We start from the raw sequence: 5,377 nt of genomic DNA on the forward strand, positions 1-5,377 counted from the left end.
GACACCCCCGTCATCACCCTGGACGCCCGACGCCGCGACAGCGCCAAGAGCGCCCTCATCACCCTCGTCGAACACGCCCTCCTCGCCCGCCTGCGCTGAGCGGAAACCCGAGGTCGGCGGCCCCGGCACCCCGTCGCGCCGACGGGGCGCCGGGGCGCGTTCGCTTGCGGGGAGGTGTCGTCCGGGCGCCTCGCGCAAGACCCTCCCATAAGCGGCGGATAACAGTTCGGTAGGCATTTCGTGATCAACAATGACTGTTTGTAGCGAATCAGCGTCGCTCAGCGCCAGAAGACCACAGTTTTGCGCCAACTTGTCGGCGAATGTCCTGAATTGCACCGCGTGCTTCGCCCACCAGCAGCTGTTTGTCCCCCATCCCTGCACGTGCTGAAATTCCAGCTACCCCTTGGATCCCATACGGCTGCCGTTCCCCGGAGCGGGCGGCCCCCGGGGGTAGCGCTGGATTGATCCATGGCCGGCTGTCGGCCGAGAGGTAGTTGTCGAGTGAGGCGTAAGCAGCAGGTCGCCCCGCAGCGGCGCTCCGAGCCCCGCCAGAGCGAGCCGAACGGCACCGCACCGGAACCGGGCGGGTTCTCGGCGTTCACACCGACCGAGGAACGGCCCCAGGCCGCCCCGGCACCGCAGCAGCCGAACCCCGGCAAGGACTCCGCGTCCACCCCCGGCGCCGGCTCCACGCCCGGTTCCGGCTCGGACGACCCCGGCCCCAAGAGCAGCCGCTACGACTTCGTGCGCCCGCGCAACTGGCGCGTGCCGGCCCGTCTGATCGCGATCCTGCTGATCCCGGTCGTCATCGGCCTGGTCTTCGGCGGACTGCGCGTCAACACCTCGATCGACGGCTTCGTCAAGGCCGACCGCGCCCAGCGCACCGCCGCCCTCGCCAAGGCCGCCACCGAGCTCGCCGAGGCGCTGGAGAGCGAGCGCGACAAGACGCTCATACCCCTGATCACCAAGCAGGACCCGAACAACGACGTCACCAAGGCGCGCTCGACCACCGACGCCGCCCTCAAGGCGTACAACGCGGCCTACGAGGCCAGCGACAAGTCCGGCGAGCTCCCCCGGCGCCACGAGGCCTTCCAGTCCGTGGTCGTCCACCTGCCGCAGCTGCGCGCGGCCGCCTACGCCGACAACCTGTTCGCCCCCGCGACCGTCAGCGCCTACTCGGTGATGTACGCCCCGCTGCTGTCCTACGACAACTCGGTCGGCCTCGGCTCGTCCAACCTGACCAGCAAGGGCCGCTCGATCTACGCCATGTCGCTGGCCAAGGCCTCCGCCTCGACCCAGCGCGCCCTCATGCTGCAGCTGCTGGTCGGCATCTCCGCCCAGAAGACCACCCGGTACGAGAACGTCGACCTCATCCAGCAGCTGCTGGTCGCCCAGCGCCTGGAGCAGACCGCGCTCTCCGAGTTCAACACCGGCAGCGCCCCCGAGGACGCCGCGCAGTACTCCGCCGCCCAGGTCGCCCAGGCCAACGCCGACCAGCGCGCCGCCTACCGCATGCCCAACGGCAGCGTGCCGACCATGCAGGGCCTGCTGAGCCTCGGCACCGCCTACACCCAGGCCGCCGCCAGCGGCCAGTCCCAGGGCAAGGAGGTCGCGGACCGCGCCTACAAGGACGCCAAGGACTCCGGCCTCACCCCGGAGAACTGGAACCAGGCCGCCAACACCCACATCTCCAGCCTCCGGTCCACCGAGGTCGCGCTGCTGGACGACGTGCTCAAGGACGCCGCCGAGCTGCGGGACAACGCCCGCTTCGACGCCATCCTCAACTCGCTGATCGTGCTCACCGCGCTGATCCTGGCCGGTGTCCTCACCGGCTACGTGGCCCGCTCGATGATTCTCGGCATGCGCACCCTGCGCAACGCCGCCCTGGAGATCGCCGACCACCGCCTGCCCGAGCTGGTCGAGCGGCTCTCCAAGACCGACCCGGACCGGGTGGACACCAACGTCACCCTGATCCCGCTGCACGGCAAGGACGAGATCGGCGAGGTCGCCCGGGCCTTCGACCAGGTCCACCGGCAGGCGGTCGCGCTCGCCGCCGAGCAGGCGCTGCTGCGAGGCAACGTCAACGCGATCTTCACCAACCTGTCGCGCCGCAGCCAGAGCCTCATCCAGCGCCAGCTGGCGCTGATCACCGACCTGGAGAACAACGAGGCGGACCCGGACCAGCTGGAGAACCTCTTCAAGCTGGACCACCTGGCGACCCGTATGCGCCGCAACGGTGAGAACCTGCTCGTCCTCGCGGGCGAGGAGGCCGGCCGCCGCTGGAACACCCCGGTCCCGCTGGTCGACGTGCTCCGCGCCGCCGCGTCCGAGGTGGAGCAGTACGAGCGCGTCGAGCTCTCCGGCATCCCCGAGGCCGAGGTCGTCGGCGCCGCCGTGACCGACCTCGTCCACCTGCTCGCCGAGCTGCTGGAGAACGCCACCACGTTCTCCAGCCCGCAGACCCGGGTGCTGGTCAACGCGACCCGGCTGCCGGACGGCCGGGTGCTCGTCGAGATCCACGACAAGGGCATCGGCCTCACCGCCGAGGACTTCGCGGAGATCAACGAGAAGCTGGCCGAGCCGCCCACGGTCGACGCCACCATCTCCCGCCGCATGGGCCTCTTCGTGGTCGGCCGGCTCTCCCAGCGGCACGACATCCGCGTCCAGCTCCGCCCGTCCGGCGAGTCGGCCGGCACCACCTCGCTGGTCATGCTGCCGCCGTTCCTGACCCAGATGGCCGCGGCGCCGGAGCCCGAGGAGCAGTTCACCGTCTCCCGGATCTTCTCCGAGCAGGAGCCGTCCGGCGAGTGGGCCGGCGACCGGGACCCGGTCCGCAGCGCCGCCGAACTCGGCTTCGACGACCACCTCACCGGCATCGGCAACTCCGGCTCCACCGGCTTCAGCCCGGCCCTGGAGGCCGTCCAGCGCTCGCAGCGCCTGGACCAGGTCCGCCGCGCCGCGCTGGAGGCCGGACCGTTCGACGGCGGACCGCTCGACGGCGGGCAGCCGGTGGTGGACGCCGAGGTCGAGGACGACTTCCCGGCCTACGGCCGCCGCAACGACGAGGACTACGCCCAGGACGGCCAGTACCCGCAGCAGGGCTACCAGCAGTCCGGCTACGCCGACGACCGGTACGACAACCAGTACGGCGGGCAGGACGGGTACGGGCAGCAGGACGACTACGGCCAGGGCGCCGGCTACGACGCCGAGGGCTACCGGCAGGACGGCTACGGCCAGTACCCGCAGCAGGGCTACGACGAGTACGGCCGCCAGGGCGACTACGGCCACCAGGACGAGTACGGCCAGGAGACCGGCTACGACCGGGACGGGTACGACCAGGCCGGGTACGCCGACGACCAGTACGGCCGCCAGGCCGACGAGGCCCCGGCCGGCCACCCGTACGCCCCCGAGCAGCCCGCCCTCCCGGCCGCCGGCACCGCCCCCGCCACCCTGCCGTCCGGGCTGCCGCAGCGCCGTCCCGGCCAGCAGCTGGCCGGCGGCGGCTTCCCGGCCGGCCCCGCGGACGCCAACGACGGCGGCGGTGAGAGCCCGAACTGGTTCACCGGCGCCAAGGACACCTCGTCCGCCCCGGCCGAACCGCGCGGCCACGACGTGTCCGCCCTCGGCGGCTACGGGCCCACCGGCCCGACCGCCGCCGGCAGCGCGGCCTGGCAGTCGCCCAACGACGGTGACTGGCAGCGCGCGGAGAAGCTCCGCGAACCCTCCTCCTCCGGCACCACCCCGGCCGGCCTGCCCCGGCGCGTGCCCAAGCAGAACCTGGTGGCGGGCAACGCCAAGCCCACCCCGCAGGACGGCCCGCAGGTGTCCCGCTCGCCCGAGGAGGTCCGCGGCCGTCTCACCAACCTGCGCCGCGGCGTCGAGCAGGGCCGCAACGCCGGTACCACCGGAAGCTTCCGGATCGACCCCGATCAGGTAGACCCGTCCGGCAACGGACAGCAGAATCGCAGCACCGATCTCTTCGGCGGCTCGAACCACCAGGAGCGTTGAGTTGAGTCAGATGAGCCAGGCCGCACAGAACCTGAACTGGCTGATCACCAATTTCGTGGACAACACCCCCGGGGTGTCGCACACGGTGGTGGTCTCCGCGGACGGCCTCCTGCTGTGCATGTCCGAGGGCTTCCCCCGCGACCGCGCCGACCAGCTCGCCGCCGTCGCCTCCGGCCTCACCTCCCTCACCAACGGCGCCAGCCGGATCTTCGAGGGCGGCGAGGTCAACCAGACCGTCGTCGAGATGGAGCGCGGCTTCCTCTTCCTGATGGCGATCAGCGACGGCTCCGCGCTCGCCGTCCTGGCCTCCCCCGACTCCGACATCGGCCTCGTCGGATACGAGATGGCCCTGCTCGTCGACCGGGCCGGCGCCGTTCTCACCCCCGCACTCCGCGCAGAACTCCAGGGCAGTCTCCTGCACTGACGGTCCGTCGGATACCGTCCAGGTATTCGAAGCACCTCCGCGTCCGTCCCGGGCCCGCTTCGGCGGGCTCGGGATCGGACGTTGTACGGCCTTCGCACCACCGGCTCCGGACCCGTGCCCGAGCTCGCACCGCACCGCCGCACCCTGTGAGGAGAGGAACCGTGACACCGCCCGACGACCGCAGCGGCCAGTACGGCGTTCCGTACCCTGGCACAGGCCATGACGCCTTCGGAGCACCCGGCGTCGGCCACGGTCAGCAGTACGGCCAGCCGCTCCACGGCCAACATGGCCAGCACGGCCAGTACGACCAGCACGGCCGGCCCTACGGCCAGCCGTCGTACGGCCGGCAGCCGTACGCGCCGGGACAGTACGACCAGTACTCCCAGCCCCGGCCCTCGTACGACGCTCCCCCGCCCGGCTACCCGGACGGGACGACCGGGCACCTCCCCGGCCGCGGCCCGGCCGCCGGGCAGCCGGCCGGACACCCCGCTCCGGCGCCCGGCCACCACGGGCCGGCCCAGGACCCCGGAGCGGGCGACGACTTCGAGGACGAGTACGACTCCGGCCCACTGATCCGCCCCTTCGCGATGACCGGCGGACGGACCAGGCCCCGGTACGAGCTCGCCCTGGAGGCACTCGTCTCCGCCAACGTGGATCCGCAACGCCTGGCCACCCTGCTCCCCGAGCACCAGCGGATCTGCACCCTGTGCACCGAGGTCAAGTCCGTGGCCGAGGTCTCGGCGCTGCTCTCCCTTCCCCTGGGAGTGGCCCGCATCCTCGTGGCCGACCTGGCCGAGGCCGGCCTGGTCGCCATCCACCAGCCCGCTTCCGGCGGCGAATCCGGAAACCAGCCCGACGTCACGCTGCTCGAAAGGGTCCTCAGTGGACTTCGCAAGCTCTAACGCGGCCGCCCCCACCCGCGCCACCACCTCCGCGAAGATCGTC

3 protein-coding genes and 1 pseudogene are annotated in these 5,377 nt (G+C 71.8%); all 4 read left to right on the plus strand.

Going from position 1 to position 5,377, the window contains the following annotated elements:
* A pseudogene (locus ACFZBX_RS36750) lies at nt 1-99 on the plus strand (ATP-binding protein); the annotation flags it as partial.
* A gap of 402 nt (nt 100-501) precedes the next feature.
* On the plus strand, nt 502-4,008 hold the full coding sequence (locus tag ACFZBX_RS36755) for a nitrate- and nitrite sensing domain-containing protein (protein WP_391538168.1): 3,507 nt from the start codon (nt 502-504) through the stop codon (nt 4,006-4,008).
* Between the two features lie 10 nt (nt 4,009-4,018).
* On the plus strand, nt 4,019-4,432 hold the full coding sequence (locus ACFZBX_RS36760) for a roadblock/LC7 domain-containing protein (protein ID WP_391538170.1): 414 nt from the start codon (nt 4,019-4,021) through the stop codon (nt 4,430-4,432).
* Between the two features lie 161 nt (nt 4,433-4,593).
* Complete coding sequence (locus ACFZBX_RS36765; protein WP_391538169.1) at nt 4,594-5,334, plus strand: DUF742 domain-containing protein; 741 nt, start codon at nt 4,594-4,596, stop codon at nt 5,332-5,334.
* Nucleotides 5,335-5,377 lie beyond the last annotated feature (43 nt).

Origin of the sequence: Kitasatospora sp. NPDC008115, from assembly GCF_042957205.1 — a bacterium.
In the GTDB taxonomy this organism is placed as follows: domain Bacteria; phylum Actinomycetota; class Actinomycetes; order Streptomycetales; family Streptomycetaceae; genus Kitasatospora.

Excerpts from the sequence above, each read along its gene's own strand:
- ACFZBX_RS36760 (WP_391538170.1), top strand. The coding sequence starts at position 4,019 with ATGAGCCAGGCCGCACAGAACCTGAACTGGCTGATCACCAATTTCGTG.